Origin of the sequence: Propioniciclava soli (genome assembly GCF_038502305.1) — a bacterium.
GTDB classification, from domain to species: domain Bacteria; phylum Actinomycetota; class Actinomycetes; order Propionibacteriales; family Propionibacteriaceae; genus Propioniciclava; species Propioniciclava soli.
The window spans coordinates 2,076,366-2,103,041 of the sequence record NZ_CP115965.1 but is presented as its reverse complement, the minus strand read 5'-3'; the positions used below and the strand labels follow the sequence as shown (position 1 = coordinate 2,103,041).

The 26,676-nt window shown below is 71.9% G+C and carries 21 protein-coding genes and 1 pseudogene; 11 read left to right on the top strand and 11 right to left on the bottom strand.

The window, feature by feature from the left end:
- The first annotated feature begins 452 nt into the window (after positions 1 to 452).
- From PCC79_RS09455 to PCC79_RS09425, 7 genes are read left to right on the top strand one after another with little or no spacing between them, the layout of a single operon-like run.
- Positions 453 to 1,433: a glycosyltransferase family 2 protein gene (locus tag PCC79_RS09455; protein ID WP_342371673.1), complete on the top strand. Its 981-nt coding sequence runs from the start codon at positions 453 to 455 to the stop codon at positions 1,431 to 1,433.
- The gene (locus PCC79_RS09450; RefSeq protein ID WP_342371672.1) at positions 1,430 to 2,713 is read left to right on the top strand and encodes an O-antigen ligase family protein; all 1,284 of its coding nucleotides are present in this window, start codon (positions 1,430 to 1,432) and stop codon (positions 2,711 to 2,713) included. The genes PCC79_RS09455 and PCC79_RS09450 overlap by 4 nt, the downstream gene beginning before the upstream one ends.
- Positions 2,713 to 3,702, top strand: coding sequence for a hypothetical protein (locus PCC79_RS09445; protein ID WP_232547762.1), 990 nt, complete (start codon positions 2,713 to 2,715; stop codon positions 3,700 to 3,702). Before PCC79_RS09450 ends, PCC79_RS09445 begins: the two co-directional genes overlap by 1 nt.
- Complete coding sequence (locus PCC79_RS09440) at positions 3,699 to 4,313, top strand: UDP-N-acetylglucosamine--LPS N-acetylglucosamine transferase (RefSeq protein WP_232547763.1); 615 nt, start codon at positions 3,699 to 3,701, stop codon at positions 4,311 to 4,313. The genes PCC79_RS09445 and PCC79_RS09440 overlap by 4 nt, the downstream gene beginning before the upstream one ends.
- Entirely contained in the window at positions 4,310 to 4,873 is a 564-nt protein-coding gene (locus tag PCC79_RS09435; RefSeq protein WP_232547764.1) for a glycosyltransferase, read from the top strand. Before PCC79_RS09440 ends, PCC79_RS09435 begins: the two co-directional genes overlap by 4 nt.
- Positions 4,870 to 6,201: a hypothetical protein gene (locus tag PCC79_RS09430; protein ID WP_342371671.1), complete on the top strand. Its 1,332-nt coding sequence runs from the start codon at positions 4,870 to 4,872 to the stop codon at positions 6,199 to 6,201. Before PCC79_RS09435 ends, PCC79_RS09430 begins: the two co-directional genes overlap by 4 nt.
- On the top strand, positions 6,191 to 7,354 hold the full coding sequence (locus PCC79_RS09425; protein WP_232547766.1) for a glycosyltransferase family 4 protein: 1,164 nt from the start codon (positions 6,191 to 6,193) through the stop codon (positions 7,352 to 7,354). Before PCC79_RS09430 ends, PCC79_RS09425 begins: the two co-directional genes overlap by 11 nt.
- Positions 7,355 to 7,431: 77 nt before the next feature.
- Here the strand turns inward: PCC79_RS09425 and lhgO are convergent, their stop codons facing one another.
- The 5 genes from lhgO to rfbF are packed head-to-tail and all read right to left on the bottom strand — an operon-like array spanning position 7,432 to position 12,323.
- Positions 7,432 to 8,655, bottom strand: a complete 1,224-nt coding sequence (gene lhgO, locus PCC79_RS09420; RefSeq protein WP_342371670.1) for an L-2-hydroxyglutarate oxidase — start codon at positions 8,653 to 8,655, stop codon at positions 7,432 to 7,434.
- A complete protein-coding gene (locus PCC79_RS09415) occupies positions 8,652 to 9,980 on the bottom strand; it encodes an NAD(P)H-dependent oxidoreductase (protein WP_342371669.1) in 1,329 nt (442 codons plus the stop codon). The genes lhgO and PCC79_RS09415 overlap by 4 nt, the downstream gene beginning before the upstream one ends.
- Entirely contained in the window at positions 9,977 to 10,519 is a 543-nt protein-coding gene (rfbC, locus tag PCC79_RS09410) for a dTDP-4-dehydrorhamnose 3,5-epimerase (protein ID WP_232547769.1), read from the bottom strand. The genes PCC79_RS09415 and rfbC overlap by 4 nt, the downstream gene beginning before the upstream one ends.
- Positions 10,516 to 11,544, bottom strand: coding sequence for an SDR family oxidoreductase (locus PCC79_RS09405; RefSeq protein ID WP_342371668.1), 1,029 nt, complete (start codon positions 11,542 to 11,544; stop codon positions 10,516 to 10,518). The genes rfbC and PCC79_RS09405 overlap by 4 nt, the downstream gene beginning before the upstream one ends.
- Positions 11,541 to 12,323: a glucose-1-phosphate cytidylyltransferase gene (rfbF, locus tag PCC79_RS09400; protein ID WP_232547771.1), complete on the bottom strand. Its 783-nt coding sequence runs from the start codon at positions 12,321 to 12,323 to the stop codon at positions 11,541 to 11,543. The genes PCC79_RS09405 and rfbF overlap by 4 nt, the downstream gene beginning before the upstream one ends.
- Positions 12,324 to 12,703: 380 nt before the next feature.
- On the opposite strand from rfbF, the gene PCC79_RS09395 reads away from it, so the two are divergent.
- Positions 12,704 to 13,687 (top strand): glycosyltransferase family A protein, encoded by a 984-nt coding sequence (locus PCC79_RS09395; RefSeq protein ID WP_342371667.1) that lies wholly within the window; start codon positions 12,704 to 12,706, stop codon positions 13,685 to 13,687.
- Here the strand turns inward: PCC79_RS09395 and PCC79_RS09390 are convergent, their stop codons facing one another.
- From PCC79_RS09390 to glgX, 6 genes and pseudogenes are all read right to left on the bottom strand, one after another.
- Positions 13,688 to 14,779: a hypothetical protein gene (locus tag PCC79_RS09390; protein ID WP_342371666.1), complete on the bottom strand. Its 1,092-nt coding sequence runs from the start codon at positions 14,777 to 14,779 to the stop codon at positions 13,688 to 13,690. It abuts the gene before it with no gap.
- Between the two features lie 156 nt (positions 14,780 to 14,935).
- Positions 14,936 to 15,730, bottom strand: a complete 795-nt coding sequence (locus tag PCC79_RS09385; RefSeq protein WP_342371665.1) for an NUDIX hydrolase — start codon at positions 15,728 to 15,730, stop codon at positions 14,936 to 14,938.
- 156 nt (positions 15,731 to 15,886) lie between these two features.
- Positions 15,887 to 17,770: pseudogene (gene glgB / locus PCC79_RS09380) on the bottom strand (1,4-alpha-glucan branching protein GlgB); the annotation flags it as partial.
- Entirely contained in the window at positions 17,770 to 19,071 is a 1,302-nt protein-coding gene (locus PCC79_RS09375; RefSeq protein WP_342371663.1) for a phosphotransferase, read from the bottom strand. The pseudogene glgB and the gene PCC79_RS09375, both read right to left, overlap by 1 nt.
- A gap of 23 nt (positions 19,072 to 19,094) precedes the next feature.
- Positions 19,095 to 21,155: a maltotransferase domain-containing protein gene (locus PCC79_RS09370; RefSeq protein WP_416046548.1), complete on the bottom strand. Its 2,061-nt coding sequence runs from the start codon at positions 21,153 to 21,155 to the stop codon at positions 19,095 to 19,097.
- 60 nt (positions 21,156 to 21,215) lie between these two features.
- Entirely contained in the window at positions 21,216 to 23,339 is a 2,124-nt protein-coding gene (gene glgX, locus PCC79_RS09365) for a glycogen debranching protein GlgX (RefSeq protein WP_232547785.1), read from the bottom strand.
- Positions 23,340 to 23,457: 118 nt separating this feature from the next.
- Here glgX and PCC79_RS09360 point away from each other — a divergent pair, with 118 nt between their 5' ends.
- Genes PCC79_RS09360 through PCC79_RS09350 form a run of 3 tightly spaced genes read left to right on the top strand, consistent with a single transcriptional unit; the run spans position 23,458 to position 26,669 of the window.
- Positions 23,458 to 24,588 (top strand): cysteine desulfurase family protein, encoded by a 1,131-nt coding sequence (locus PCC79_RS09360; protein WP_232547786.1) that lies wholly within the window; start codon positions 23,458 to 23,460, stop codon positions 24,586 to 24,588.
- A gap of 39 nt (positions 24,589 to 24,627) precedes the next feature.
- Positions 24,628 to 25,701, top strand: coding sequence for a tRNA 2-thiouridine(34) synthase MnmA (mnmA, locus tag PCC79_RS09355; protein WP_332836144.1), 1,074 nt, complete (start codon positions 24,628 to 24,630; stop codon positions 25,699 to 25,701).
- Positions 25,701 to 26,669: a methionine synthase vitamin-B12 independent gene (locus tag PCC79_RS09350; RefSeq protein WP_232547787.1), complete on the top strand. Its 969-nt coding sequence runs from the start codon at positions 25,701 to 25,703 to the stop codon at positions 26,667 to 26,669. The genes mnmA and PCC79_RS09350 overlap by 1 nt, the downstream gene beginning before the upstream one ends.
- Positions 26,670 to 26,676 lie beyond the last annotated feature (7 nt).

Genomic DNA, 26,676 nt, shown 5'->3' with positions numbered 1-26,676 from the left:
CCACGCCTGCTGAGGTGCCCCGTTCCCCCTGAGGTGTCCGGTCCCACGGTGTGAGGCCGGGCTTCGCTCCCGGCGGGGTGGCGATTTCCCGTCCGCCCGGGGTGCCCCCCGCCGGATCGCACACGGCGTTCCCCCCTCATCTTTGTGTCGCCCGCAAGGGGGGCCGGGGTCCCCTTTCCGGGTGTCACCCCAGCAGGGGACGGGCAACGGCAATCGGTTACCCGCGTGGTCAGCCGCACGCCTTTTCCCTGTCCCTCACCGGGGTGACAATGTCAGCCGGCGGAATGGGAGACCCTCCACGAATGGCCTTGTCGCAGGCCTGGTAGGCGTGGAGCGGCCTCGCCTGCGAAGCCGCGGGAGGGGCGCGTCACCCGCGCGGGGGATGGTCCAGATTTCAATTCCTTCCTAATCTCGCCTCGGTTGTTGAATTTCCCCCGAGAACGGATCCCCGAATGCGCGACATCCCGGCCGACGCTGTGCCCGTGCGACCCGCAGACCCGGTGGATCCACGGCAGGACACCGCCGAACACACCGGCGACCCCTGGAGCGTCAGCGTGGTGATTCCCACGCGCGGCCGTCCGGAGCTCGCCCTCGCGGCCGTCCGGTCCGCGCTCGGGCAGACCCGCTCACCGTGGGAGGTGCTGCTGGTCGTCGACGGCCCCGACCCGGTGACGGAGGAGGGCGTCCGCGACGTCGACGACCCCCGGTTCCGGCTGCTCGTGCTGCCGGAGAACGTCGGTGCGGGGGGGGCCCGCAACGCCGGCGTCCGCGCGGCCAAGGGCGCCTGGATCGCCTTCCTCGACGACGACGACACCTGGCGGCCGGCCAAGCTCGAGCGTCAGCTGGCGGCCCTGGCGAGCCGACCCGACGCCGCACGCACCGTCCTCGGCACCGGCACCGTGTGGCACACCGGACGCGCCACGCACACCTGGCCCCTGCGCGCCCCCCGGCCGGGGGAGACCGTGGGCGAGTACCTCTTCGTCCGCGACCGCGCCGGGGAGGGCATGTTGCCCACCCCCCGCATCCTGCTGCCGCGCGCGCTGGCCGCCACCTGCCCCATGCCGACCCACCTGCGCACCCACGAGGAGTGGGACTGGATGCTCGAGCTCGAGAAGCACGGCGCCCGGTTCGACGTGGTTCTCGACCCGCTCGTCGACGTGGACGCCCGCCCGCGCCGCGCGTCCCGCAGCCAGGGCAACCGCTGGCGCGTCTCGCTGGCCTGGGCGCTCGACCGCGCCGAGGATCTCGGGCCGCGCGCCTTCTCGGCCCTGGTGCTGACCGAGGTGGCCCGCGGCGCCGCGCAGGGACGCGCCGGCCTGGCCGCCCACCTCGCCATCGCGGCCGTCGCGCTCACCGGACGCCCCCGGCTGCGGGACGTCGCTCGCTTCCTCGCCCGCCCGCTGACGCTGCGCCTGGGCCGGGGGGCGGCGTGACCACCCTCCTGGGGCCCCGCACCGGCGGCGCGACGGCGGCGTCGGCGCCAGCCCCCCGCACCTCGGCCCCGGCCGGTACCCCGCGCCTGCTCTCCGACCCCGTCGCCACCGCCCTGCTCGTGTTCTGCTCCCTGCTGCCGCTGAAGTGGTGGCAGCTCGGTGTGGACGTGGCGCTGCCCCTCCAACCCGACCACCTGATGTGGGGCCTCGGCGTGCTGGCGGTCGGCGGCGCGCTCATCGGCCGGCGTCCCCACCTGCGTCACGTGTGGGTGCCGGTCTCGCTGGTGCCGTACCTGCTGTGGTTGGCGCTCTCGGTGAGCTGGTCGGTGGAACCGGCCCGCTCCCTGCTCGGGGTGGCCTACCTGACGCTGTGGGTCGTCTTCGGCCTGTTCATCGCGGTCGGCCGCAACCTGGGCGATCTGCTCACCGTGGTGTCACGCGCCGTCACCGTGGTTCTGGCGTTGCACTGGACGGCCCGCATCGTCTCCCCGGGCACGGCGATCCACACCGACCTGCACGCCGGTGCGCTGCGCGGTTTGGTGGAGGACAAGAACCTGCTCGGCTACTGGGCCGTCTTCGGGCTGCTCGCCGCCGGAGCCCACACCGTGGCCGTGTGGCAGGACCGTCGCGCCCGGCTCGTGCCCGCCCTCACCACGCTCGCGGCCCTGGCCACCATCCTCGCCACCACCAGCAAGACCGCGCTGTCGATGGCGCTGCTGGGGGTCGCCGTCGGCGGGTTCCTCGTCGCCCTGTCGCGGACGCGGCGTCCGTACGGCGTTCCACTCACCGTGACGGCCGTGGTGGTCGCCCCCATGGCGTACCTGCTGTCCACCGGTTTCGGTGCGATCCTCGAACTCCTGGGACGCGACCCCTCCCTCACCGGGCGCGTGCCCATCTGGAACGTCGTGCGCTTCGCCATCGCCGAGCGACCCGTCACGGGGTACGGCTGGGACGCGCTCTGGATCGCGGGCAGCCCCACGACCCAGCGCTTCTGGGCCATGCACTACGACGTGCCCTTCCACCACGCCCACAACGGCTACCTCGACCTGGCGGCCCAGATCGGCATCGTCGGCCTGGTGCTCGCGTTGGTGTTCGTGGGTTCCCTCCTGTTCCGCACCCTCCCGCAGTTCCTGGCCGAGCCGACCGCACCGGTCGGCTGGCTGCTCGCGCTCGTGGTGGTGCTCTTGTCGTACAACGCGACCGAAGTGGTCGGCTTCACGAATGTCACGTGGGTCGTCCTCGTCGCGGGTTCTGCCATCCTCAGTCGAAAGGGAAACTAGTGCACCTCGCCTACGCCTTGTCGCTCGTCCGACGCAAGCTGCCGTGGCTGCTCGCCGGCATCCTCATCGTGGCCCTGGCCGCGCTCGCCCTGCTCAACTCCAACCGCTCGTACGAGGCGACCAGCCACCTCGTCGTCCGCCCCCTCGACACCCAGGTGACCGAGCGGGCGGTGTCTCCGGACCGGTTCCTGGGCAATCAGGCCCAGGTGGTGCTGAGCGACGCCGTTCTCACGCCGGCCGCCGTCAGCCTCGCCGACGGCACCGATGCCCGAGAGCTGCGCGAGCACCTCACCGTGACGCTCGGCACCCAGAACGACGTGCTCCAGGTCACCGCCGAGGGAGACGACGCGGAGCAGGCGGAGCGCCGCCTCGCGGCGGTCGTCACCAGCGTCATCGAGCGCAACGACCCCATGCTGCTGGCCAGCGTGCTGTGGACGGGCGAGCCCGAGGTCAGCGCGTCGCTGGTCCGCAACGCCGTGATGGCGGGCGTGGCGGCCCTGTTGGGCGGCATCGTCCTGGTCATCCTGTGGGGAGCCGTGCGGCGTCCGCTGTTGGACCCCCGCTACGCCGTCCTCAGTTCCGACGACGTGGAGATCTACCCCCGCACCGTCGGGGTGACGCCCGACGGCTCACTGGACGAGCAGGACGTCACCGCCTGGCTCCGGGCGCTCGCCGGGGACTCCGGCGGACGCCTCATGACGGCCGATCTGTCCGGCACCGCGGTCACCGCGGGCTTCACCGAGCGGCTCAGCCACCGGGTGGCCGGCCGTGGGGACGTGACGGTGCTGCCCGAGGGAGGAAACGTCGAGCGTTCCTCCCGGCGCCCCAGCCTGGTCGTCCTGGTCGGGGAGGCCGGCCGCACCACGGAGGCCGACGTCGAGGAGCGGGCCGCCGTCCTCCAGGCGCTCGGGGGCCGCACCGCCCTCGTCCTCGTCCGGGGCCGCCGCGGTGGCGCGTCCCGTGGTCTGACCCAGGAGGTGGCGGCATGACCGCTCTCGAGATCACCCCGGCCGACCTCGGCGCGCCGGACCTGTCCATCCCCACCCACCTGCCGAGCGCAGTGCGCGCCGAACTCGCCCTCGAGGCCATCGCCCCCGCCCGGGCGGTGCTGGACGATGACGGTGACGCGGCGCTCCACGAGCACGACCGGCGTGATCTGCTGTTCGTCTGCTCCAGCGGTGGCCACCTGGCCCACTTCATGACCATGCGGGAGTGGTGGGCCAAGCACGACCGCCGGTGGGTCACGTTCGACCTGCCGGACAGTCGCGCCCGGCTCGCCGAGGAGGACGTCGTCTGGGCGCACTACCCGACCACGCGCCACGCCCGCAACGCGGTCCGCAACTTCTTCCTGGCCTTCCGCGTGCTGCGCGAGCGGCGTCCCGATGTGATCCTCAGCACGGGTGCGGCGGTCGCGGTGTCGTTCTTCGTCGCGGGCTTCCTGCTCCGCATCCCGCGCGTCTACATCGAGGTCATCGACCGCGTGGACTCCGCCACCCTCAGCGGCCGGCTGTGCCGCTCCATCTCGTCCGTCTTCTGCGTCCAGCTCGAGGAGCAGCTGGACGTCTATCCCCACGCCCGACTGATTGGACCACTGCTGTGACCCCTCCGATCCGCATCCTGCTGACCATCGGCACGGACATGCACCTGTTCGCCCGGCCCATCGCCTGGTTGGACCGCTACGTCGCGGACCGCCCGGGGCTGGCCGAGCTCTGCGTCGTGCAGCACGGGAACTCGCCCGCACCCCTGGTGGCCGGCGGCTCCGCCTTCATCCCCTACGACGAACTCGTCCGCTTCATGGGGGAGGCCGACGTGGTCATCACCCACGGCGGCCCCGCGACGATCTTCGAGGCCCGCGGCCAGGGCCGGGTTCCCGTGTGCGTGCCCCGCAACCCCGCGCTCGGTGAGCACGTGGACGGACACCAGCAGCGCTTCGCCCGCTACCTCGCCGCCAAGGGCGCGGTGCTGCTCAGCGAGGACGAGGAAACCTTCATCGCCCACCTCGACGCGATCCTGGACGACCCCGGCGTCGCGTCCGTGCACCGGAACGCCGCCGCCACGGCGGCCGCTGTGAGCGCCGTGGAGCAGATCGTGGACGACCTCGTTCCGCGCCGCACCGCCCGGCCGCGACGTGCCATGACCGGAGCCGGGGCGCGGGCGTGACCGACGCCGCTCCGGGCCACGACGCCGGGCGAGGGGAGACGCTGCTGCGCTGGGGCCGCCGCTCGTCGGCGATCCTCGACACCGGCATGTCCAGCCTGGGCAATCTGGCCCTGAGCGTGTTCGCGGCCCGGACGCTCTCCCTGCCCGAGTTCGGGCTGATGTCGGCCACGCTGCTCGGCGGCCTCGTCCTCGTCGGGCTCTCGCGCGCCCTGTTCGGTGACCCGCTGATCCTGCGCCACTCCGCCGACGCCCCGCAGGATCATCGGGCAGCGGTGGCGGACGCCACGTCCGCCGCACTGCTGACCGGCCTCCTCGTGGCGCCCGCGGTCTTCGGGATCCTCTTCGGCGTCCTGCTCGTCGCCGGCGCCAGTGCAGCCACGGCGGCGGCACTGGCCGGCGTCCTCGGCGGCGGCACCGTGCTGCTCGTCGCCCAAGAGCTCCAGCGAGCGATCGCCTACGGCACCGGCCGGCCAGTGAACGCGTGTGCCAACAGCACCGCCTGGACGTTGGGCCTCCTCGCCCTGCTGGCCGCCGCCCATGCCGGCGTCTGGCCGTTGACCCCGGCCGGCCTGCTGGCTGCGTGGGTCGTGGCGACGGTGCCCGGCACGGCCATCGGCATGCTGCTCAACGGCGTCGCACCCCGCCTCGCCGGGCTGCGTCCCTGGTTCGGACGCCACCCCCGCCTCACCCGCCAACTGCTCGTGGACTTCGGGCTCACGCAGGTGACAGCTGAGGCGTCCTTCCTGCTCATCTCGATGCTGGCGGGAGCAGGCCAGGCGGGCCTCCTGCGCAAGGCGCAGATCCCACTGGCCCCGGTCAACGTCATCACCAACGGCCTGATCTCGGTGACCCAGCCCGGGTTGGTGCGCCGCGTCGCCGCGGGGCACAGGGCCGCCCAGATCGCGCGGCTGGCGCACCGCCTCGGCGCGGTCATCGCCGGCTTCGCGCTGGCCCTCGGCCTTGGCGTGGCGCTGCTGCCCCCCTCGGTGGTCGCGGTGCTGGTGGGTGAGGATTGGGGCCAGGCGCGCGTCCTCGTGCCGCTGCTCGCCGTCTACGCGGCGCTCGGAGCGCTCACTGCCTGCCAGGGCGTGGCGCTGCGTGCGCTCGGCCGCCTGGGCGACCAGATCCGGCTGCGGCTGCTGTTCGTGCCCGTCATCGTCGCCATCGTCGCGCTCGGGGCCCTGAACGGTGCTCTCGGCGCGGCGACCGGGCTGGCCGTCACCATGGTGCTGATCGCGTGCGGCTGGGGTTGGCTGCTGGTGCGAGCCTGTCGTGCCGAGCAGGCCGCCGCCGTCAACGAACCTGAAGGAGCTCTCCGTGTCGGCTGAACCAGAACAGGGTGGCGCGGGCGTGGGAACGCCGCGCCCGGCGGCGGCCGGTCTGCGCATCGTGCACGTCCTGCCCCACGGCCGGCCCGGGGGCATGCGGGAGGTGGCGTTGGCCCTGCACGACGGCCTGCCCTCCCGCGGGGTCGCCTCGCAGGTGGTGTGCCTGGCCGAGCACGGCGCCACCCTGGACCGCACCCTGGCGCCGTCACCCGGTGCCACGTCTGGTGGTGCCTTCGCACGGCTGCGCGGCGCGGCCCGCCTGCTGGGAGTTCTCGTGTCGCGGTGGCGGGCCGACGCGCCCGACGTCGTCGTCGCGCACGCGGTGATGACCGCCGTGCTCGCGCTCACCGCCGCGCGCCTGGCCGGCGTGCGGCGCCGGACGGTGGTGATCCACATGCTCGCGGAGACCCTGGGCCGGCCCAAGCAGGTCGCCCTCTGGCTGGGGTGCCGCACCGGGGTGATCACCGACGTCGTCCACTGCGGGCAGACGGTGCGGGACTCCTTCGCCCACCTCGGTGCGGCCGTCGCGTCGCGCTCGACCGTGATCCAGAACGGCATCCGGCTGCCCGACGCCGCCGGCATCGACGGGCTGACGCAGGAGCGGCCGCGCTTCATCTGCGCGGCGCGCCTCGTCGCGCTCAAGAACGTCGACACCCTCGTGCGCGCGGCCGCCCGCCTGCAGGTGCCCGCCACCGTGGTCGTGTGCGGCGATGGCGAGGAGGAGGCCGACCTGCGCGCGCTGGCGTCCGAGCTGGACGCGCCCGTGGAGTTCCGCGGCATGGTCGACCGGGACGAGCTGGCGCGGCTGTACGCGGCCGCCACGGCCTTCGTCCTGCCGAGCCGGCTCGAGGGGCTGCCGCTGGTGCTGATCGAGGCCGCCGCGCAGGGCCTGCCGGTCGTGGCGAGCGACAAGCCGTTCAACCGCGAGATCATGGGCGACGCGGCCCTCTACGTCGACTGCGACGACGTGGCCGGGTGGGCCCGGGCGCTCGACCGCCTGGCCGGTTCGCCGGAGCTGCGCGCCCAGCTGGTCCGCGGGGGTCTGGAACGGGCGTCGCTGTTCACCCTCGACCGTATGGTGGACGCCTACGCCACCCTGTTCGGAGCCGACGACGTCCGGGCCGGGGCCTCCCCGGCGCGCGAGGCGTCCTGAGCGTTCCCACCCGAGGAAGCGAACCGGCCCCGGTCCGTGAGGACGCGGGGCCGGAAACGCCGGGGCAGGGGTGGCTGTCAGTCGGCCGTGGCCCCGCCCAGCACCTGGTCGGCCAGGTGGGCGGCGATCGGCATGGCCGAGGTGGCCGCGGGGGAGGGTGCGTTGACCACGTGGAGCATCCGGTCGGTCTGCAGGAAGCGGAAGTCCTCGATCATCGTGCCGTCGGCATTGACCGCTTGGGCGCGGATGCCGGCCGGCTCGGGCCGGAGATCGGCCAGGGTCACCTGTGGGCAGTACTTCTGCACGCGCTTGAGGTAACCCGGCTTGTACAGCGAGTCCCACTGCTCGGCCAGGCCCGTGCGCAGCACGCCGGGCACGAGCTTCCAGAACCCGGGGAACCGGGCGAACGACACGAGGTCGCGGGCGTTCACCGACAGCTTGGGGTAGCCCTCGCGGGCGAAGCCCATCACGGCGTTGGGGCCGACCGTCACCCCGCCGTCCATCATGAGCGTGAGGTGCACGCCCAGGAACGGCAGGTCGGGGTCGGGCACCGGGTAGATGAGCGTGCCGACGATGTCGTTGAGCTCGGGCCGCAGCCGGTAGTACTCGCCGCGGAACGGCACCATCTGGAAGTCCGGCTCCAGCCCGGCCATCGCGGCGAGCCGGTCGGCCTGGATGCCGCCGCACACCACAAGACGCGTGGCGTACAGCGTGTGGGCCGCGTCCCCGGTGCCGGTGGTCACGCCCACCTCGGAGAGGGACTCGTGGATGCCGCTGACGCGCGTCCCGAGCCGGATCTCCCCGCCGAGCCGCTCGATCTCGGTCGCCATCTGCCGGCAGACCGCGCGGTAGTCGACGATGCCCGTGTCGCGCAGGAAGATGGCCTTGCGGCCCACCACGTTCGGCTCGCGGCGCCGAATCTCCGCCGCGTCGAGCAGTTCGACGTCGAGGCCGTTCGTGCGGGCGCGCTCGTACAGCGCGTCCAGCCGGGTCACCTCGACGTCGTTGGTCGCGACGATCAACTTGCCGGTGTTGCGGTAGGCGATGCCGTGTTCGTCGCAGAAGCGGCGCGTCCAGGCCGCGCCCTCCTTGCAGAAGCGCGCCTTCATGCTGCCCGGGGTGTAGTAGATGCCCGCGTGGATCACGCCGCTGTTGTGCCCCGTCTGGTGGGCGGCGACGCGGTCCTCCTTCTCCAGGACGACCAGGCTGCTGCCCGGACGCCGCTGGAGCAGCGTGAGCGCGGTCGCCAGACCGACGATGCCGCCCCCGATGACGCAGAAGTCGTACGGTCGCTGCGTCATCGGTCTCCCTCCCCGGCTGCGACCGGGGACGCGGCGGCGTCCTGCTCGGCGCGCAGCGCGTCCGACAACCGCCCCTGGGGCACGGTCACGTCGGCGTAGGAGATGACCTCGTCGGTCGCGATGTCGCGGGTGAGGACGCAGCCCTCGGCCAGGCCGAGCGGCAGCAGGCGTTCGGCGCGCTGCACGGACGCCTTCTCGCACTCGCCGTAGTAGGTGTAGCCGCCGATCCGGTCCAGCGTCTCGCCGGCCTTGAGGTCGCGCTTGGCCACGGTGACGACCTCGACGCGGGGGCCGTGGTCGTCCAGCAGCGGCGCGATGCAGCTGTCACCGAGCAGCGCGGCGCGGGCGATCGTGGCCGGCACCTCGAAGTGGCACAGGTGATAGGGCGTGTAGAAGCTGTACAGCGGCCCCTCGCCGAGCTTGTAGAGGTTGAGGTAGTGCTGCTGCTTGGGGTCGTCGTGCGTGGCGAGCACGTAGACGCCCGGGCCGGGCTTGGTGCCCACGACGTAGTCGACGGCGCCACCGAGGGCGCGCAACTCCTCGACGTCGTACTCGGTGGTCAGGTCGTCCACGTGGCCGGGGAAGTCACGCCCGAGGCAGCCGCGCCGGTGCACCGACAGGTCGGCCGCGTTGGCGACGAGCGCCTGCTCGACGTTGACCTTGCTGCCGTCGGCGAAGCTGGTGACCATGTGCGGGTCCTGCCCCCACTTGCGGGCGAAGCCCTCCTGGGTGGTGGGGTTGCGGAAGCGATCCTGCAAGCCCTTGATGTTGCCGGCCACCACCGGGGTGAGGCCGAGGCCGCGGACGAACCGGATGAGGTTCATCTGGACGCCCGGCTGATCGCCGTCCATGCCCGAGTAGACCACCCCGGCCGCCGCGGCGCGCCGGGCCAGCACGGTGCCGATCGTGGCGTCGACCTCCGCGTTGAGCAGGACGAGGTGCTTGCCGTTCTCGATCGCGGACAGGGCCAGGTGGGCGCCGAACTCGACGTGACCGGTGGCGTCCACCACGACGTCGACGCTGTCGGCGGCGGTGAGCGCGGTGAAGTCGTCGGTCACCGCCACCTGGCCGGCGGCCACGGCCTGGTCGATACCGGCCGCGTTGTCGGCGTCCGTGGTCTCGCCCTTGGCGTAGCCGGCGTACTCGAGTGCCGCGTGTGCCTTGTCGACCGACCGCGCGAACACGGCCGCGATCTCCATGCCGGGCGTGGTGTGGTGGATGTGGTTCATCATGCCGCGGGCCATGAAGCCCGGGCCGACCACGCCGACGCGCACCGGCCGGCCCTCGGCCTGGCGCCGGGCCAACAAGGTGTCGGTGATGATCATCGGATCGGCTTCCCGTCCCAGTCCGGCCAGCTGGCGTCCTTGTCGGAGACGACCACGATCTCCTCGGGCCACTGCAGCCCGAACGCCGGGTCGTCGTAGCGGCTGCCGCGCTCGTGCTCGGGGGAGTACCGGCCGGTCACCATGTAGGTGGCCTCGGTGTTGTCCTCGTGCGTGACGAACCCGTGCCCGCAGTAGGGCGGCACCCACAGGGCGCGGTGGTTCTCGGCGGAGAGCTCGACCATGACGTGCTTGCCGAACGTCGGGCTGTCCTCACGCAGGTCGAGGCAGCAGTCGGTCAGGCGGCCGGCCGTGCAGCGGACGAGCTTGCCCTCGGACGCCGGCGCGATCTGGCGGTGCATGCCGCGCATCGTGCCCTTGGCGTGGTTGAACGACGTGTTCGCCTGCACGGGCGTGTCGTGGATGCCGTGCTCGGCGAACTCGTCGGCGCAGTAGGAGCGGGCGAAGAACCCGCGGTCGTCGGAGTGGGGCTCCAGATCGATGATCCAGCAGCCCTCGACCTCGGTGGGGGTGAACTTCATGCGGAAACCTGCTTCCAGAAGAGTTGGGCGTCCACCTGGCCGGTCTCGAGCAGCCAGCGGATCTGCTTCAGCCGGGTGTGTCCGCGGCCGTAGAACGTGTCGGCGTCCAGCTGGATCGCCTCGAAGACCTGGTGCAGCTGCTTCGCGCCGCGCGCCAGATCCCAGTCGCACGAGAAGCCGAGGGTCTCCTCGATCTTGTCGAAGCGCACCTTGTAGCTGCGGTTGTCCTGGCCCGGAGCCCCGAAGCTGAGCTCGCAGCCGGGGAACTCGTCCGCCACGGTCTCGGCGATCTGACGCACCGTGTAGTTGTTGGCGAAACTGCCCACGTTGAAGGCCTCCGCGTGCACCTTCTCCACGGGCGCGGCCAGGGCCAGCCGGATGGCCTTGGCGATGTCGAGGGCGTGCACCATCGGACGCCACGGCGTCCCGTCCGACGTCATCGCGATCTTCTTCTCGACCCACGCGAGGCCGGAGAGGTTGTTGAGCACGATGTCAAAGCGCTGGCGGGGCGACGCGCCGAAGGCCGTCGCGTTGCGCATCGCGGTGGGGTGGAAGGAGTCGTCGGCCAGCTTCCAGAGGTCCAGCTCGGTGAGGTGCTTGCACTCGCCGTACGCGGTCTGCGGGTTGACGGCCGAGGTCTCGTCGACCTCCCCGTCGGCCACGCCGTACACCGAGCAGGAGCTCATGTAGACGAAGCGCTCGACGCCGGCTCGCTTGGCGGTCTCGGCGACGTGCACCGACCCCTTGTGGTTGATGTCGAAGGTGATCGGCCCCACCAGGTCACCCACGGGGTCGTTGGACAGCTCGGCCATGGCGACGACGGCGTCGACGCCCTCGAAGTCGGCCTCGGTCAGGTGGCGCATGTCCTTCGACAGCGTCTGCGGGATCGAGGCGAGGCCGTTGTAGAGCCAACCGTTGCGGTAGAAGCCGGTGTCGACGGCGACGATCTCGTGGCCGTCGGCGGCCAGCAGCGGGGCGAGCAGGCAGCCGAGGTAGCCGTCAGTGCCGGTGATGAGGATCTTCATGAGGCGAGTTCCACCTTCCAGGGCGCGCGGCCCTCGTTCCAGAGCGTTTCGAGTTTGGTGCGGTCGTGCAGGGTGTCCATCGGCTGCCAGAAGCCCCGGTGGCGGTAGGCGTTGAGCTGCCCGTCGGACGCGAGGCGCTGCAGCGGCTCGGCCTCCCAGACGGTGGCGTCGCCGTCGATGTAGTCGATGACCCCGGGCTCGCAGACGAAGTAGCCGCCGTTCACCCACGCGCCGTCGCCGTCCGGCTTCTCGCGGAAGCTGTCGATGCGGGTCTCGCCCTCGGCAAGCGCAATCGCCCCGAAGCGCCCGGGCGGCTGGACGACGGTCATCGTCGCCAGCCCGCCCCGCTCACGGTGGGAGGCGATCGTCGCGGTGACGTCCACGTCACTGACGCCGTCGCCGTACGTGAAACAGAACGTCTCATCGCCGATGTGGTCGCGGACGCGCTTCAGGCGCCCGCCCGTCATGGTGGCCGGGCCGGTGTCGACCACCGTCACCCGCCACGGGAGGGCGTGCGTGCGGTGCACGGTGCGCTCCCCGGTCTGCAGGTCGAACGTCACGTCCGAGCACCGCATCTGGTAGTTGGAGAACCAGTCGGTGATGACTTCGCGGCGGTAGCCGGCGCACACGATGAAGTCCTCAATGCCGTGGCTGGCATAGGTGGACATGATGTGGAAGAGGATGGGCAGGCCGCCCACCTCGACCATGGGCTTGGGGCGCGTGCCGGTTTCCTCGCTCAGCCGGGTCCCGAGGCCCCCGGCGAGGATCACGGCCTTCACGACGCCCCCTCGGCGTCCGGGCGCGCAGGATGGGTGTTGTGGACCATTGTTTCCCCCCAGAAACTGTCATTTGCGGCGGCTCGTCGTCGCATTCGATCTCATCACGGACACTACTCCCACCGGGGTGCCATTTCCACATCAAAGAGGCGTCTGGATCATGGTTGGAGCGTGGTTGCGCGGCAAAGTCACCCCCTCGGGGGACTCGGGAAAGGATGCGGAATCCTCGAGCAATGGGCTGGGGATGTCACCCGCCCGGGGGTGGGTCGCGCCCTTGTCACCCACGGGGGTGACGGAGGTGAAAATGTCGTGGCCATTCCGGTTCCGCGACGCTATTGCGGGTTACGATGGCGGGGTCACCATCTTTTGGACAGGAAGTCGCCATGCCTCAGCTCACCGTCGTGGTTCCCACCTACCGCCGGCCCGATCTGCTCCGGATCGCGCTGGGCTCGCTCCGCGCGCAGACCTACACGGACTTCGTCGTCCTGGTCTGTGACAACGCCAATGACCCTGAGGTGAAGACCATGATCGGTGAATTGGAGGACTCGCGCTTCACCTACGTGGGTCGTCCGGAGAACATCGGGCTCATGCGCAACGCGGTCGAGGGCTTCGGCGCGGCACGGACGCCGTTCGCCGCCAAGCTCGACGACGACGACACCTGGCACCCCGAGTTCCTCGCGCGCGTCATGCCGCCGCTGCTGGCCGACGACCAGTTGGTGCTCGCGTTCTCCGACATGCGCTTCGTGGGGCCCGCGGGGGAGCACCTCGACGGCGCCCAGGAGCGCATCGACGCCTCCAAGCAGTTGGCCTACGTGCCCGCCGGTCTGATCCGGCCGCTCGCGCCGTACGCCATCCGTGGCGTCGTGCCACTCAACGCCACCGTCTTCCGCCGTGATCTCGTCGACTGGAATGCCGTGCCGGAGGACACCGCGACGGCGTTCGACCTGCACATCGTCCTGGAGCTGTGCGGCCACGACGCCGCCGGCCACCACGTCGCCGAGCGTCTCGTCGACTACCGCCTCCACCCGGCCGCCGACACCTCGACCGGCCTGGTGCGCCAGTTGTGCGGCTCCAGCCGCGCCCTGGCCCACGCGCTGGAATCCGGCGCCTATGAGGGGGTGGCCGACGTCGAGTCGGCCCGAGCGATCCTGAACGTGCGTCTCGCGCGGGCCGCGATCGGCCTGGGGGACGCGGGCGTGGCTCGTCGGGCTGCCCGCGCCGCGCTGCGCGATCGTCCGAGCCTCGAGGCCCTGCGCCTGGCGGTGCTGGCGCAGCTGCCGGGGCCACTGGCCAGCCGGGTCGTCGCGGCGCGCGGGCAGCGCTGGCGCCGGACACACCCCGACCTGCGCGGCCAGCGCGTCAACTAGTCAGTCGTCCTCGCGGGTCCCGGGTGCCCGGTAGTCGCGGGGCAGCACTTCGAGCTGGTCGATGGGGAAGGGATCCTCACCCTCCTGGCCCGCCAGCTCGGAGCGGGGCGAACTGTCGCGGAACAGGTCGTCGTAGGCGCCCGGGGCGGCCGAGATCTCGTGCTGGGCCATGAACGTCACCGACCCGGCGACGTCGACCACCATGATCCCGTACTCCTGCGCTGCCCGGGCGATGGTGCGGGCCAGGGGGGAGAGGTTGTAGTCGTCGAGGTTGAGATCGGCGGGCAGGCGCAGGAGCTGGCCCTCCGCGATCGCGAGGCCGTGCACGGTGCCGTCGGTCCGGTTGGCCGGCCACGAGTAGACGTCCGCCTTCACCTCGGGCAGCGCGATGCCGATGACGTGGTCGATGTACCCGCGCTGGAGTTCCTCGGGGCGGATCTGGAACGCCGCGTAGGACACGCCCGCCGCCGCGACGCCGTAGGGCCGGTCGAACTGGCCGAGGGAGGTGCTCGCGTCCTCGATGCTGCCGCCCCAGCACGCCGACCACGTGCCGTCGTCCTCCTTGGCCGTCACCCACGTCTCGGTCAGCCGGTCGGTGTCGACGTTGTAGATGACCATGGAGCGGTCGGTCGAGTCATCCGGCACTGCGTCGGCAGGGATGTGCACGTCGGCCAGGTGCGTGCCGATCAGCGTGTCGTCCCAGCCGTCGGACTTGTCCTGGCAGTTGTAGCCCGTGAACTCGGCGATCGGATCGTCGTTCGTGGCGAGATACATGGGCAGCGCGTAGCGGTGGTAGTTCATGTCCACGGTCGGGTTGCTCGGGGAACCGTAGTACTCCTGCGTCATCCGCACCACGCCGCTGATGAGCTCGTCGGAGTACTCGGCCACCGGGGTGTCGTCCGGCAGCGTCTGGTAGAAGGGCGAGTCGTCGGCGAAGATCCGCGTGGGGAAGACGCCGTCCTGCGGCGGCTCGGGGGTCGGGGTCGGCGTCGCCGTGGCCGACGGGGTCGGCTCGGGAGGCTCAACGTCGGGCGTGGGTGCCGGTGGCGGCGTCACGGCGCAGCCGCCCAGTGCGAGAAGCAGGACGGCCATGCCCAACAGCGGCGTGCGGTCGAAGATGGTGGATCCCCTTGGCTCGAACGGTGGACGAAACGGGTGGGGGAAGCCCTCAGTCTACCGAGGCTGCCTCGGTGGCCCAACCCGGACGCCGGACGCGCGGTCGGTTGCCCCGCCCGCCCCGGCCCGCCCTCAGGGCCCGAGGAGCTCGCCGCCCTCGGTGTAGAGCGTCGTGCCCTCGGCCAGCGCGCGGAGCGCCGAGCGGGCGCGGGCGGCACCGAAGGGGGTCATGTGGGCGTCCAGGACGGCCGGTGGTACCCAGTGCAGCGCCAAGATCTCGACCCCGTCCGGTGTCGCCAACCCGCGCTCGGCCTCGGCCACCGGTTCGGTGGCGAAGACGAGTTCCACGGCGTCCTCCCAGCCCAGGTAGGGACGCAGCCAGTCCACGACGAGGGGGCCGTGGACGGTCGGCGCCCACCCCATCTCCTCGGCCATCTCGCGGCGCAACCCGGTGACGGGGGACTCGAACGGCTCCACGATGCCGCCGGGCAACTCCCAGTCGGGTTTGAACGATGTGGCGCACAGCAGCACGTTGCCGGCGGCGTCCGTCACCAGCGCGTGGGCGATCAGTCTCTTGCGGGGGGTGACGGTGTTCATCACGGCGGTGAAGCCGTCGCGGCCCTGCGTGGTGTCGTCGGCGAGCCGGGCGTAGAGAACCGCGTCGCCGAACGTCTGGTCGGGGTGGGGGACGGCGCCGCGGAGCCGGCCCTCCAGGCGGAACCCCTGCCGGTGCAGCGCCCGGCGTCCGACGGCGTCCGACGGGTCGACCTTGGCGCTCAGGCGGTGCAGCTGCGCGACGCCGAAGCCCTCCTGCACGGCCTTCGCCAGGCCGCGTTCGAGCCCGGCGCGGTCGTCGGTCGGCTCCCACGTGAGGATCCCCTCGGATCCCTCACGCAGGAGCCACACCATCACCTGCGGCGGCTCCACCTAGGCCGTCGGCTCCACGTCGGCGTCGGTGGCGGGCGTGATCGGGCCGGACGCCGACAGCGCGTCCACCGCCGAGAGCTCGCCCGTGCCGCCGCCCGCCGAGGAGGACTCGACCACGGGTTCGCTGGCCGCGGCCGGCTTCTCGTCGACGGGTCCGTCGTAGCGCAGGAACACGGCCGCGAGCGGGGGCACCTGCACCGAGGCGGCGGCGGGGAAGTTCTCCCACTGGCCCGGCGTGGCGATGACCTCGCCCATGTTGCCGATGCCCGAGCCGTCGTACACGTCCGCATCGGAGTTGAACACCTCGGTCCATCGCCCGAGCTCGGGCAGACCGATCTCGTAGTCGTACCACGGCTCGGAGCTGAAGTTGACGATGACGGCGATCTGCTGACCGTCGGCGTCGCGGCGCACCCAGCTGAACGTGTTGCGGCTGGCGTCGTCGGCGTTGATCCACCGGAAACCGGCGGGGTCGGCGTCCAGCTGCCACAACGCGGGGTGCGCGACGTAGAGCTCGTTGAGGTCCTTCACGAGGCGCTGCAGGCCCTGGTGACCCCACAGGTCCGAGACCCACCATTCGAGGCTGACGGCCTCGTTGAACTCGCTGCGCTGGCCGAACTCCTGGCCCATGAACAGCAACTGCTTGCCCGGGAAGGCCCACATGAAGGAGTAGAAGGCGCGCAGGGTGGCGAACTGGCGCCAGGCGTCCTGGGGGATCTTGTTGATCATCGAGCCCTTGCCGTGCACGACCTCGTCGTGGCTGATCGGCAGGATGAAGTTCTCGGTGTACTGGTACACCATTGCGAACGTCATCTCGTGGTGGTGCCACTGGCGGTAGATCGGCTCCAGCGCGAGGTAGCGCAGGGAGTCGTTCATCCAGCCCATGTTCCACTTGAAGCCGAACCCGAGGCCGCCGAGGTTGGTGGGCTGGGTGACACCGGCGAAGCTGGTCGACTCCTCCGCGATGAGCTGGACGCCGGGGACGCGCTCGTACAGGTGGCGGTTCACGTAGCGCAGGAAGTCGATGGCCTCCAGGTTGTGGTTGCCGCCGAACTCGTTCGGCACCCACTCGTCGGCCTCGCGGCTGTAGTCGAGGTACAGCATGGACGCCACGGCGTCGACCCGCAGGGCGTCGATGTGGAACTCCTGCACCCAGTAGAGCGCGTTGGAGACCAGGAAGCTCTTCACCTCGTTGCGGCCGTAGTTGAAGATGTAGGTGCCCCAGTCCTTGTGCTCGCCCTGGCGCGGGTCGGCGTGCTCGTACAGGGCGGTGCCGTCGAAGCGGCCGAGCGCCCAGGCGTCCTTGGGGAAGTGGCCGGGCACCCAGTCGAGGATGACGCCGATGCCCGCCTGGTGGAGCCGGTCGACCAGGTAGCGGAACTCGTCGGGCTTGCCGAGGCGGCTCTGCGGCGCGAAGTAGTTCGTCACCTGGTAGCCCCAGCTGGGCTCGAACGGGTGCTCGGTGACCGGCAGGAACTCCACGTGGGTGAAGCCCTGCCACTGGACGTACTCCACGAGTTCCTCGGCGAGCTCCAGGTACGTCTTGCCCTTGCGCCAGCCGCCCAGGTGCACCTCGTAGATGCTCATCGGCTCGTGCTGCTGGTTCTTCGCACGACGCTCGTCCATCCAGGCGTCGTCACCCCACCCGAATCGGGAGGCGTAGACGATGGAGGAGTTCGCCGGCGCCTGTTCGGCGAAGAACGCCATCGGGTCGACCTTCTCGTGCCACTGACCGTCGGCACCGAGGATGTTGTATTTGTACAGCGTCCCCTCACCGACGCCCTCGACGAACAGCGACCACACGCCGGAGCCGGGCACGAGCTGCATGGCATCGCCGGTCCACCAGTTGAAGTCCGCGTTGATGCGCACCTCGCGCGCGTTCGGCGCCCACACGGCGAAACGCGTGCCGGTGACCTCACCGCGCTCGTCGTCGTGGAGCGTGACGACGTGCGCGCCGAGCCGCCTCCAGAGCTCCGTGTCGCCGCCGTTGTGGAACCCCTCCAGGTCCCGGCCGGTCAATCCGCCGAAGGGATCGTGCGCCATCATCGCTCCTTGCTCTGCTCGGTGTTGCTGTGCTCGGTGTTCCTGTGGTCGGTCATGCTCGGGTGGTGGGTGGCCGGGTGGTGGCCGGAGCCCGTGTCGCTGACGGCGCGCAGGGGGATGTCGACCCAGTCGGGTCGATTGCGCAGTTCGTACAGCACTTCGTAGACCGCCTTGTCCGTCTCGTACGCCGTGAGCACCGCCGCCTGGGTGGTGCCCTCACAGTAGCCCTGGAGGAACCCCTCCCGGGCCCGATCTGCCCATCGTGTGGCACCTGGCCCGGACGGGTCGGCGTGGGCGGAGCGGGCGTAGTCGAAGGAGCGTGTCATGCCGGCCACGTCGCGCCACACCGAGTCGAAGGCGCGACGCTCGGCCGCGGTCTTCGCCGGTTCGCCCTCGAAGTCGATGATCGTCCAGCCGGCGGGGCTGGCCAGCGTCTGCCCGAGGTGGAAGTCGCCGTGGACGCGCTGCGTGCGCAGTTCGCTGCCGCGCAGCGCGTCGAAGCGTGCGCGCAGGGCGTCCGCGTGCTCCGCGAGCTGAGGCGCAGCATCCAGCGCGGCGTCCAGGCGCTCGCCCATGACGCCGGCGAGCACGTCACCGGAGGCCGTCTGCTCGCCGAACGCGTCGCGCAACTGGTCGTGGACGGCCCGCAGCGCGACGCCCAGGGCGTGGGCCTCGTCGGCGAAGTCCCGCTCGTCGGCGCAGGCGCGGGTGGCGAGCACCCAGCCATCCGTGGCGCCCGCGATGCGCTCGCAGATGTTCCCGAGGTCGGTGAGGGTGCCGGCCGGCCAGTCACCGACGAGGCGGTGGCGGACCTCCGGCACGGCCCCGCCGCTGAGCGCGACCAGCACCTCGGTGTCGAGGTTCGGCCCGGGCTCGACCTTGCGGAACAGCTTGTACAGGTCGGTGTCGCCGAGCGTGAGCGTGGTGTTGGACTGTTCCCCGGCCCACACGCCGACGGGCACACCCGCGAAGTCGGGGGCCGTGGCGGCCACGAACGCGGCCAGCGCGACGAGGTCGGTCGTCGCGTCGGTGATGGCCGCCCCGGTGTCGGGGTCGGCGCCCAGCACGGTCGCACCGTCGGGAGCGGCCCCGCCGTGGTGGGCGACGAGGAACTGGTAGTGCTCCGTGCGGCCCCGGGGATCCTCCAGCGTGGCGATCTCGCTGCGGACGGCGGGGTCAGCGTCCGGCGGCGTCCACCACGCCAGCGGCTCGAGGTGGACCACCCGTGCTCCCGAGCCCTTGCCGCCGAACCAGCGGACGGTCTCGAGGTGGGCGGTCCAGGCGTCGTGAAGCGCGGTCATGGTTCCTCTCCGACGGGCGGTGCTCAGAGCACGGCCAGGATGTGGGCCGGCTGCGCCGGCGTCAGGCGCACGTAGTTGCGCGCCCCCCAGGTGAACGTCGCCCCGGTGAGCTCGTCGCGGACGCGCAACGGCGCGTCGGCCGCCAGACCCAGCGTCGTCAGGTCGAGCTGCACCTCCGACTCCACGGTGTTGTCCGGGTCCAGCGAGACGAGCACGATGACCCGGTCGTCGCCGTCGGTCTTGCTGAACACGAGCAGCCGTTCGTGGGGCGCGAAGTGGAAGTCGATCTGCCGCAGCTGCTGCAGCGCGGGGTGGGCCCGCCGAATGGCGTTGAGCGTCCCCAGGAGCATGTTGAGGTTCGGCTCGGCCGCGTAGTCGCGCGGGCGGTACTCGAACTTCTCCGAGTCGAGGTACTCCTCGCGCCCGGGCGCGAGCGCGGCGTGCTCGAAGAGCTCGAAGCCGGAGTACACACCCCACGACGGGGACAGCGTGGCGGCGAGGATGGCCCGGATGGCGAAGATCGCCGGGTTGCCCGTCTGCAGGTGGAACGGGTTGATGTCGGGGGTGTTGACGAAGAAGTTGGGCCGGTAGAAGGCGTCCATGTCCCGGCTCAGCTCACCGAGATACTCCTCGAGCTCCTCCTTCGTCACGCGCCAGGTGAAGTAGGTGTAGCTCATGTGGAACCCGACCTTGCCGAGGGCGTGCATCATCTCGGGCTTGGTGAAGGCTTCCGCGAAGAACAGCACATCGGGGTCGGTGGCGCGGATCTGTTCGAACACCCAGCCCCAGAACTCGACCGGCTTGGTGTGCGGGTTGTCGACGCGGAAGATCCGGACGCCGTGGCCCATCCACAGCTTCAGGATCCGCAGGACCTCGTTGTAGATGCCCTCGGGGTCGTTGTCGAAGTTGATGGGGTAGATGTCCTGGTACTTCTTCGGCGGGTTCTCCGCGTACGCGATCGTGCCGTCCAGCCGTGTGGTGAACCACTCGGGGTGCTCCGTCACCCACGGGTGGTCGGGCGAGGCCTGCAGGGCGAAGTCGAGGGCGATCTCGAGGCCCAGCTCGTTCGCCTTCGCCACGAGGCGGTCGAAGCTCTCGAAGTCGCCGAGGTCGGGGTGGATCGCGTCGTGGCCCCCCGCCGCGCCACCGACCGCCCAGGGCGAGCCCGGGTCGACGTCCGTGGGTTCGAGGGTGTTGTTCCTGCCCTTCCTGAACGCCTCACCGATGGGGTGGATGGGCGGGAAATACACGACGTCGAACCCCATCGCGGCGATTTCTTCGAGGCGGGCGTGGCAGCTGTCGAAGGTGCCCGAGGTCCACGTACCGCTGTCGGCATCCCACGTCGCTCCCTCCGAGCGGGGGAAGAACTCATACCACGAGGAGAACAGGGCCCGCTTGCGATCGACGAACACCGGGAAGTCGGCGGTGGGGGAGACGAGCTCACGCGGCCCGTGCAGTTCCATGGCGCGGGCGAGGCCGGAGCCCGCGGCGACGTCCAGCAGGTCCGCGACGGGTCGCTGGGGAATCATGAGCTGGGCGGTGGCCCGCAGGATGGACGCCTCCACCGGTTCCCCGGCCTGCTCGGCGGCCCGGGCGGTGCGCTCCATCAGGTCGCGGCCCTCGAGGCACACCAGCTCGACGTCCACGCCGGCGGGCAGCTTGGTCTCGGCGTTGTGCAGCCACGTTCCCCACGGGTCCGACCAGCCCTCGACGCGGAACGTCCAGGGCCCCTCGGTGTCGAAGCGCACCCAGGCCTCCCACGGATCGAGGCCGCGGGGCGCCACGGGCTTCATGGGGTGGCGGGTCTCGTTGCCGTCCGGGTCGGTGAGCACCACCGAGGCGTTGACGGCGTCGTGGCCCTCGCGGAACACCTTGGCGCGGATGGGGACGGCCTCGCCGACCACCGCCTTGGCGGGGTAGGCACCCCCCTCGATGACGGGGGACACCTTCGTCACCGGGATGCGGCCGAACCCGCGGGGGACGGTGCGGGTGGGGGTCAGGTCGACAGCGACACGCCCGGGGTGAGCGGCCTTCGGGGAGCCGGCGCGAGCCGGTGCGGGCTGGGGCTGAGGGGTCTGCGTCACAGGGGCCAAACTACTGCACCCACCTGTCCGCGCGCAGCCGCGGCCGCGTCCGGGCCCAGCTCAGCCGGCTCGCGTGGCGCGGCGGGCGCGGCGGGGCACGGTGGCGTTGAAGACGACCACGGTGCGGCCCGGCACCTCGACGGTGCGGCCCGGGGAGAGGCGGGTCGTCGGCAGCTCTCCCGGCTCGCCGGTGTGGGCCTCCACGCGATAGCCGGACGCCCACGGTGCGCCCGGGAGCGTCACCGGGACGGGCTCGTGGCCGGCGTGGAAGAAGATGAAGAACGCCTCGTGGGCGTCGCTCACATACATGCCGAGGCAGCGCCGGCCATGGTCGTGCCACTGCTCGATGGACATCTCCGTGCCGTGTTCGGAGAACCAGGCCGACTCCCACCGGCCCAGGCCGTGGCCCTCGGCGTCGGTCACCTCACTGCGCCGGCGGAACGCCGCCGGGCGCAGCACCGGGTGCGCTGCGCGCAGCCGCAGCAGGGTCGCCGTCAGCTCGGTCTGGTCGGCCCACTCACCGGCCGAGCGCCAGTTCACCCACGAGACCGGGGTGTCTTGGCAGTACGCGTTGTTGTTGCCGCCCTGGGTGCGGCCCATCTCGTCACCGGCCAGCACCATCGGCGTGCCGACGCTCAGCACCAGGGTGGCCATCAGGTTGCGGGCGGTGCGGTGCCGCGCGGCGATGATCGCGCGGTCGTCGGTCTCGCCCTCGTAGCCGTGGTTCCACGAGCGGTTGTCGTCGGTGCCGTCGCGGTTGCGCTCGCCGTTGGCCTCGTTGTGCTTGAGGTCGTAGGTGACCACGTCGCGCATCGTGAAGCCGTCGTGGGCCGTCACGAAGTTGACGCTGCTGGTGCCGGGGCGTCCGTCGTGGTCGAAGATGTCGGCGGAGCCGGCGAGCCGGGTGGCGAGTTCCTCGACGCCACCGACGGCTCCGCGCCAGAAGTCGCGGGTGAAGCCGCGGAACCGGTCGTTCCACTCGCCCCAGCCGCGCCCCCAGCGGCCGACCTGGTAGCCGTACGGGCCGAGGTCCCACGGCTCGGACAGCATGATCGTGTCGGCGAAGACCGGGTCGTCGGCCAACGTCTGCTTGAACGCGTGGTCCTGACGCACGTGGTGCAGCTCGTCGCGGATCAGCGTGGTGCAGAGGTCGAACCGGAAGCCGTCCACGCCCATCTCGGTCACCCAGTACCGCAGCGAGTCGTGCACCAGGTCGAGCACCCCGCCCACCGAGGTGTCGACGGCATTGCCGCAGCCGGTGACGTCGTAGTCATTGCGCAGGTCGTCGGTGAGGCGGTAGTAGCCGGCGTGGTCGATGCCGCGGAACGACAGCGTCGGCCCCTCGTGGCCACCCTCGGCGGTGTGGTTGTACACCACGTCGAGGATCACCGCGATGCCCGCCCCGTGCAGGGCGGAGACCATCTGCTTGAACTCGGCGACCTGCTGGCCCAGCGTGCCGGAGCTCGAGTACTGGCCGTGGGGGGCGAAGAACCCCAGCGTGTTGTAGCCCCAGTAGTTCACCAGCCCGCGTCCGACGGCGAACGGCTCGGAGACGAAGTGGTGCAGCGGCAGGAACTCCACGGCGGTGACGCCCAGCTCCACCAGGTGCGCGACGACGGCGGGGTAGGCGAACCCGGCGTACGTGCCGCGCAGGTGCTCGGGGACGGCGGGGTGCAGCTGCGTGAAGCCCTTCAGGTGGGTCTCGTAGACCACGAGCTCGTCGGGGCGCAGGGGCCGCTCCAGCGGCGTCGGGGCGGGCGAGGGCGCCACGACCACACTCAGCGGCACCGCACCGAACGAGTCGGTCGGGTCGGGCAGGTAGTCGGATTCGGCGGTGTGGTCGAGGATCGGCCCGGAGTAGTCGACGCCGCCGGTGATCGCGCGGGCGTAGGGGTCGAGGAGCAGCTTGGCCGGGTTGAAGCGCTCGCCGTCTTCTGGGCTCCACGGGCCGTGGACCCGGTAGCCGTAGCGCTGGCCGTCGCCGACACCGGGCACGAACGTGCTCCACACGCCGTCGTCGGCGTGCTCGAGATCGAGGTTGGCCTGGCGGAGCCGGTCGTCCACGAGCACGAGCTCGACCCGGTGGGCGCGGGGTGCCCACAGGCTGAATCGGGTTCCCTCGGCGTTGACGTGCGCACCAAGGGTGCCGGAATCGACCGGGCGGGGCAGCGTGGGCCGCGACATGGACTTCTTTCGACGGTTCGACGGTTCGGCGGGAGACCGGGGGCGGGGCATCCATAGTGCCAAAGGAGGGCCGCACAGCGAAACGTCGGTGCCCTGGCCGCACCGTAGGCTGCCCCTCATGCGCCGCCACCTCGATCACGCCGCGACCGCCCCCCTGCGGCCGGTTGCCGAGGCGGCGTGGGCCGCGGCGGCATCGCTCGTCGGCAACCCCAGCTCGACCCACGCGTCCGGCCGACGCGCCCGTGCGCGGCTCGAGGACGCCCGCGAGCAGCTCGCCGACGCGGTGGGCGCCCACCCGACCGAGGTGGTGTTCACCTCCGGCGGCACCGAGGCCGACAACCTCGCGGTGCTCGGCGGCGCCGCGGCGGGCGCCGCCCTGGGGCGGCCGCGCGTGGCGGCCAGCACGGTGGAGCATCCGGCGGTGGCGCAGGCCGTGGCGTCCCTGGGCGCAGACCGCGCGCACTGGCTCGCGGTGGACGCCGACGGCGTCGTGACTCCCCGCGCGCTGGCCACCCTCGACGCCTCGGTGGCCGTCGTCTCCGTCGTGGCGGTGAACAACGAGACCGGCACGCTCCAGCCACTGGACGCCGTCCTGGCCGCCGGACGCCGCGCCGGAGCGCTGGTGCACAGCGATGCGGTGCAGGCGCTGGGCCACGTGCCGCTGGTGTTCGCGGCGTCGGGGTTGGACGCGATGAGTCTCTCGGCCCACAAGATCGGCGGGCCGGTCGGCGTCGGGGCGCTCGTGGTGCGGCGCGGCGTCCGCCTGGCACCGGTGACGTTCGGCGGGGGCCAGGAGGCGCGACTGCGCTCGGGAACCGTCCCGGTCGCGCTGGCCGCCGGGTTCGCGGCGGCGGCGGCGGAGGCGGTGGCCGAGCAACAGGGCGAGGCCGAGCGCCTGGGCCGGCTGCGCGCCGACCTCGTGGGAGGCCTGACCGCGCTGGACGGCGTCGTGGTCAACGGTGGGGATCGGGTGAGCCCGGCCATCTGCCATGCCACTGTCACCGGCTGCCGGGCCGACGACCTGCTCCTGCTCCTGGACGCCGAGGGCTTCGACTGCTCCACCGGCTCGGCGTGCGCGGCCGGCGTCCACCAACCCAGCGACGTGCTGTTGGCCATGGGACGTTCCGAGGCGGACGCCGCCGCCTCGCTCCGCTTCTCCTTCGGCCCGTCGACCACGGCCGATGACGTCACCGCTCTGCTCGCCGCGCTGGGCGACCTCGTTCCCCGCGCCCGCGCCGCCGCGGGCTGAGCGCGGCGCGGCTTCGGGGCGTCCCTACACTGGCTGACCGTGAAGGTACTGGTGGCGATGTCGGGCGGGGTGGACAGCTCCGTGGCGGCGGCGCGTCTCGTGGGGGACGGGCACGAGGTGACCGGCGTCCACCTGGCCCTGAACCGCAATCCGCAGACGTATCGCTCCGGCGCCCGGGGCTGCTGCTCGCTGGAGGACAGCAACGACGCGCTGCGGGTCGCCGACACCCTCGGCATCCCCTTTCACGTCTGGGACCTCTCGGAGCGCTTCGCCGCCGACGTCGTGGCCGACTTCGTCGCCGAGTACGCGGCGGGACGGACGCCGAACCCCTGCCTGCGCTGCAACGAGCGCATCAAGTTCGCCGCCGTCCTCGACCGCGGGCTGGCGCTGGGCTTCGACGCCGTGGCCACCGGGCACTACGCCCGCCTCGAGACGACCGGTGGTGAGACTCGCCTGTACCGGGCCGCCGACGCCGCGAAGGACCAGAGCTACGTGCTCGGCGTCCTCACCCAGGCGCAGCTCGCCCGGTCGTTGTTCCCGCTGTACGGGTCGGTGAAGGCCGACGTGCGGGCCGAGGCCGCCGCGCTGGGGCTGCGCGTGGCCGCGAAGCCCGACAGCCACGACATCTGTTTCATCGCCGACGGCGACACCGCCGGATTCCTGCGGCGCGAGCTCGGGGAGCGACCCGGGCAGATCGTTGACACCGCCGGCGCGGTCGTCGGCGGCCACGACGGCCACCACCAGTTCACCGTCGGCCAGCGCAAGGGCCTGCGCCTCGGCACACCGGCGCCCGACGGGCGTCCGCGCTACGTGCTGGGCATCAGCCCGGTGACCAACACCGTCACCGTGGGGCCGCACGACGCGCTGGCCGTGGCTCACATCGAGGCCATCCGCCCCACGTGGGCGGTGGCCGAGCCCCGGCTGGGCGCGTGGCGCGGCCTGGTGCAGGTGCGCGCGCACGGCGAGCCCATGGCCGCCACCATCGAGGCGGACGCCGACCGCGTCCGGATCACGTTGGACGAGCCTGCCTTCGGCATCGCTCCCGGCCAGGCCGCCGTCACGTACGACGGGGATCTCGTCGTGGGCGCCGCCACGATCGCGGCGGCGGCCTGATGCGCACCTCGGCGATCGGGTCGCTGCCCGGGGTGGATGTGGGTGCGGGCGTCCGGCTCGCGCTGGAGTCCGTGAGCGTGCCGTGGCTGCCGGAGTTCCCCGCGCGTGGGCCGTGGGCGGGCATGATCGGGCGGGGTCTCGGGATCGCGGTCGGCCTCGGCGCCGACGTGGTCGCCGGCGCGTGGCACCTCACCGCAGCGCCCGGTCTCGACCTGCGCCGCGCGCGGGCCGCGCTGCGCGACGACCTCGACCTGCTGGAGGAGAACGCCCAGGGGCTGACCGGCCCCCTCAAGGTGGCCGTCGCGGGGCCGTGGACGCTGGCCGCGTCCGTGCTGCTGCCCCACGGCGGGCGGGTGTTGGGGGATCGGGTGGCGCGCCGCGACGTGGCCCAGGCCCTCGCGGCCGGTGTGGCGGACCTGCGGGCCGACATCGAGCGGCGCCTGCCCGGCGTGGCGGTCGTGCTGCAGGTGGACGAGCCCTCGCTGCCGGCCGTGCTCGCCGGTGCCGTGCCCACGGAGGGGGGCTACTTCCGCCACCGGTCCGTCGAACGGTCCGAGGCCGCCGAGCTGCTGCGCGAGGTGGGGGGCGACGTGCTGCACTGCTGCGCCCCCGGTCTCGACGTGGAGCTGGTGCTCGGCGCGGGCGGGGCCGGTTTCAGCGGCGTCGCCCTCGACCAGAATCACCTGACGCCGGCGACGTGGGACGCCGTCGCCCCCCACCTCGAGGCCGGGCATGACCTGTGGCTCGGCTGCGCGCCGACGCATCCGCCGGTCGCGCCCGCGGCGGACGCCCTCACGCGCCGGGTGCTGCAGGTGCTGCGACCGCTCGAACTGGGGCCGGTGGCCGCCGAGCGGATCGTGCTGACCCCCTCGTGCGGGCTGGCCGGCTGGCCGCCCAGCGAGGTGCCGGCGCTGTTCTCAGCCCTCGCTGTCACCGCGGGGCGGGTCGACGATGAGTTGCGGGGGTGAGGCGTCG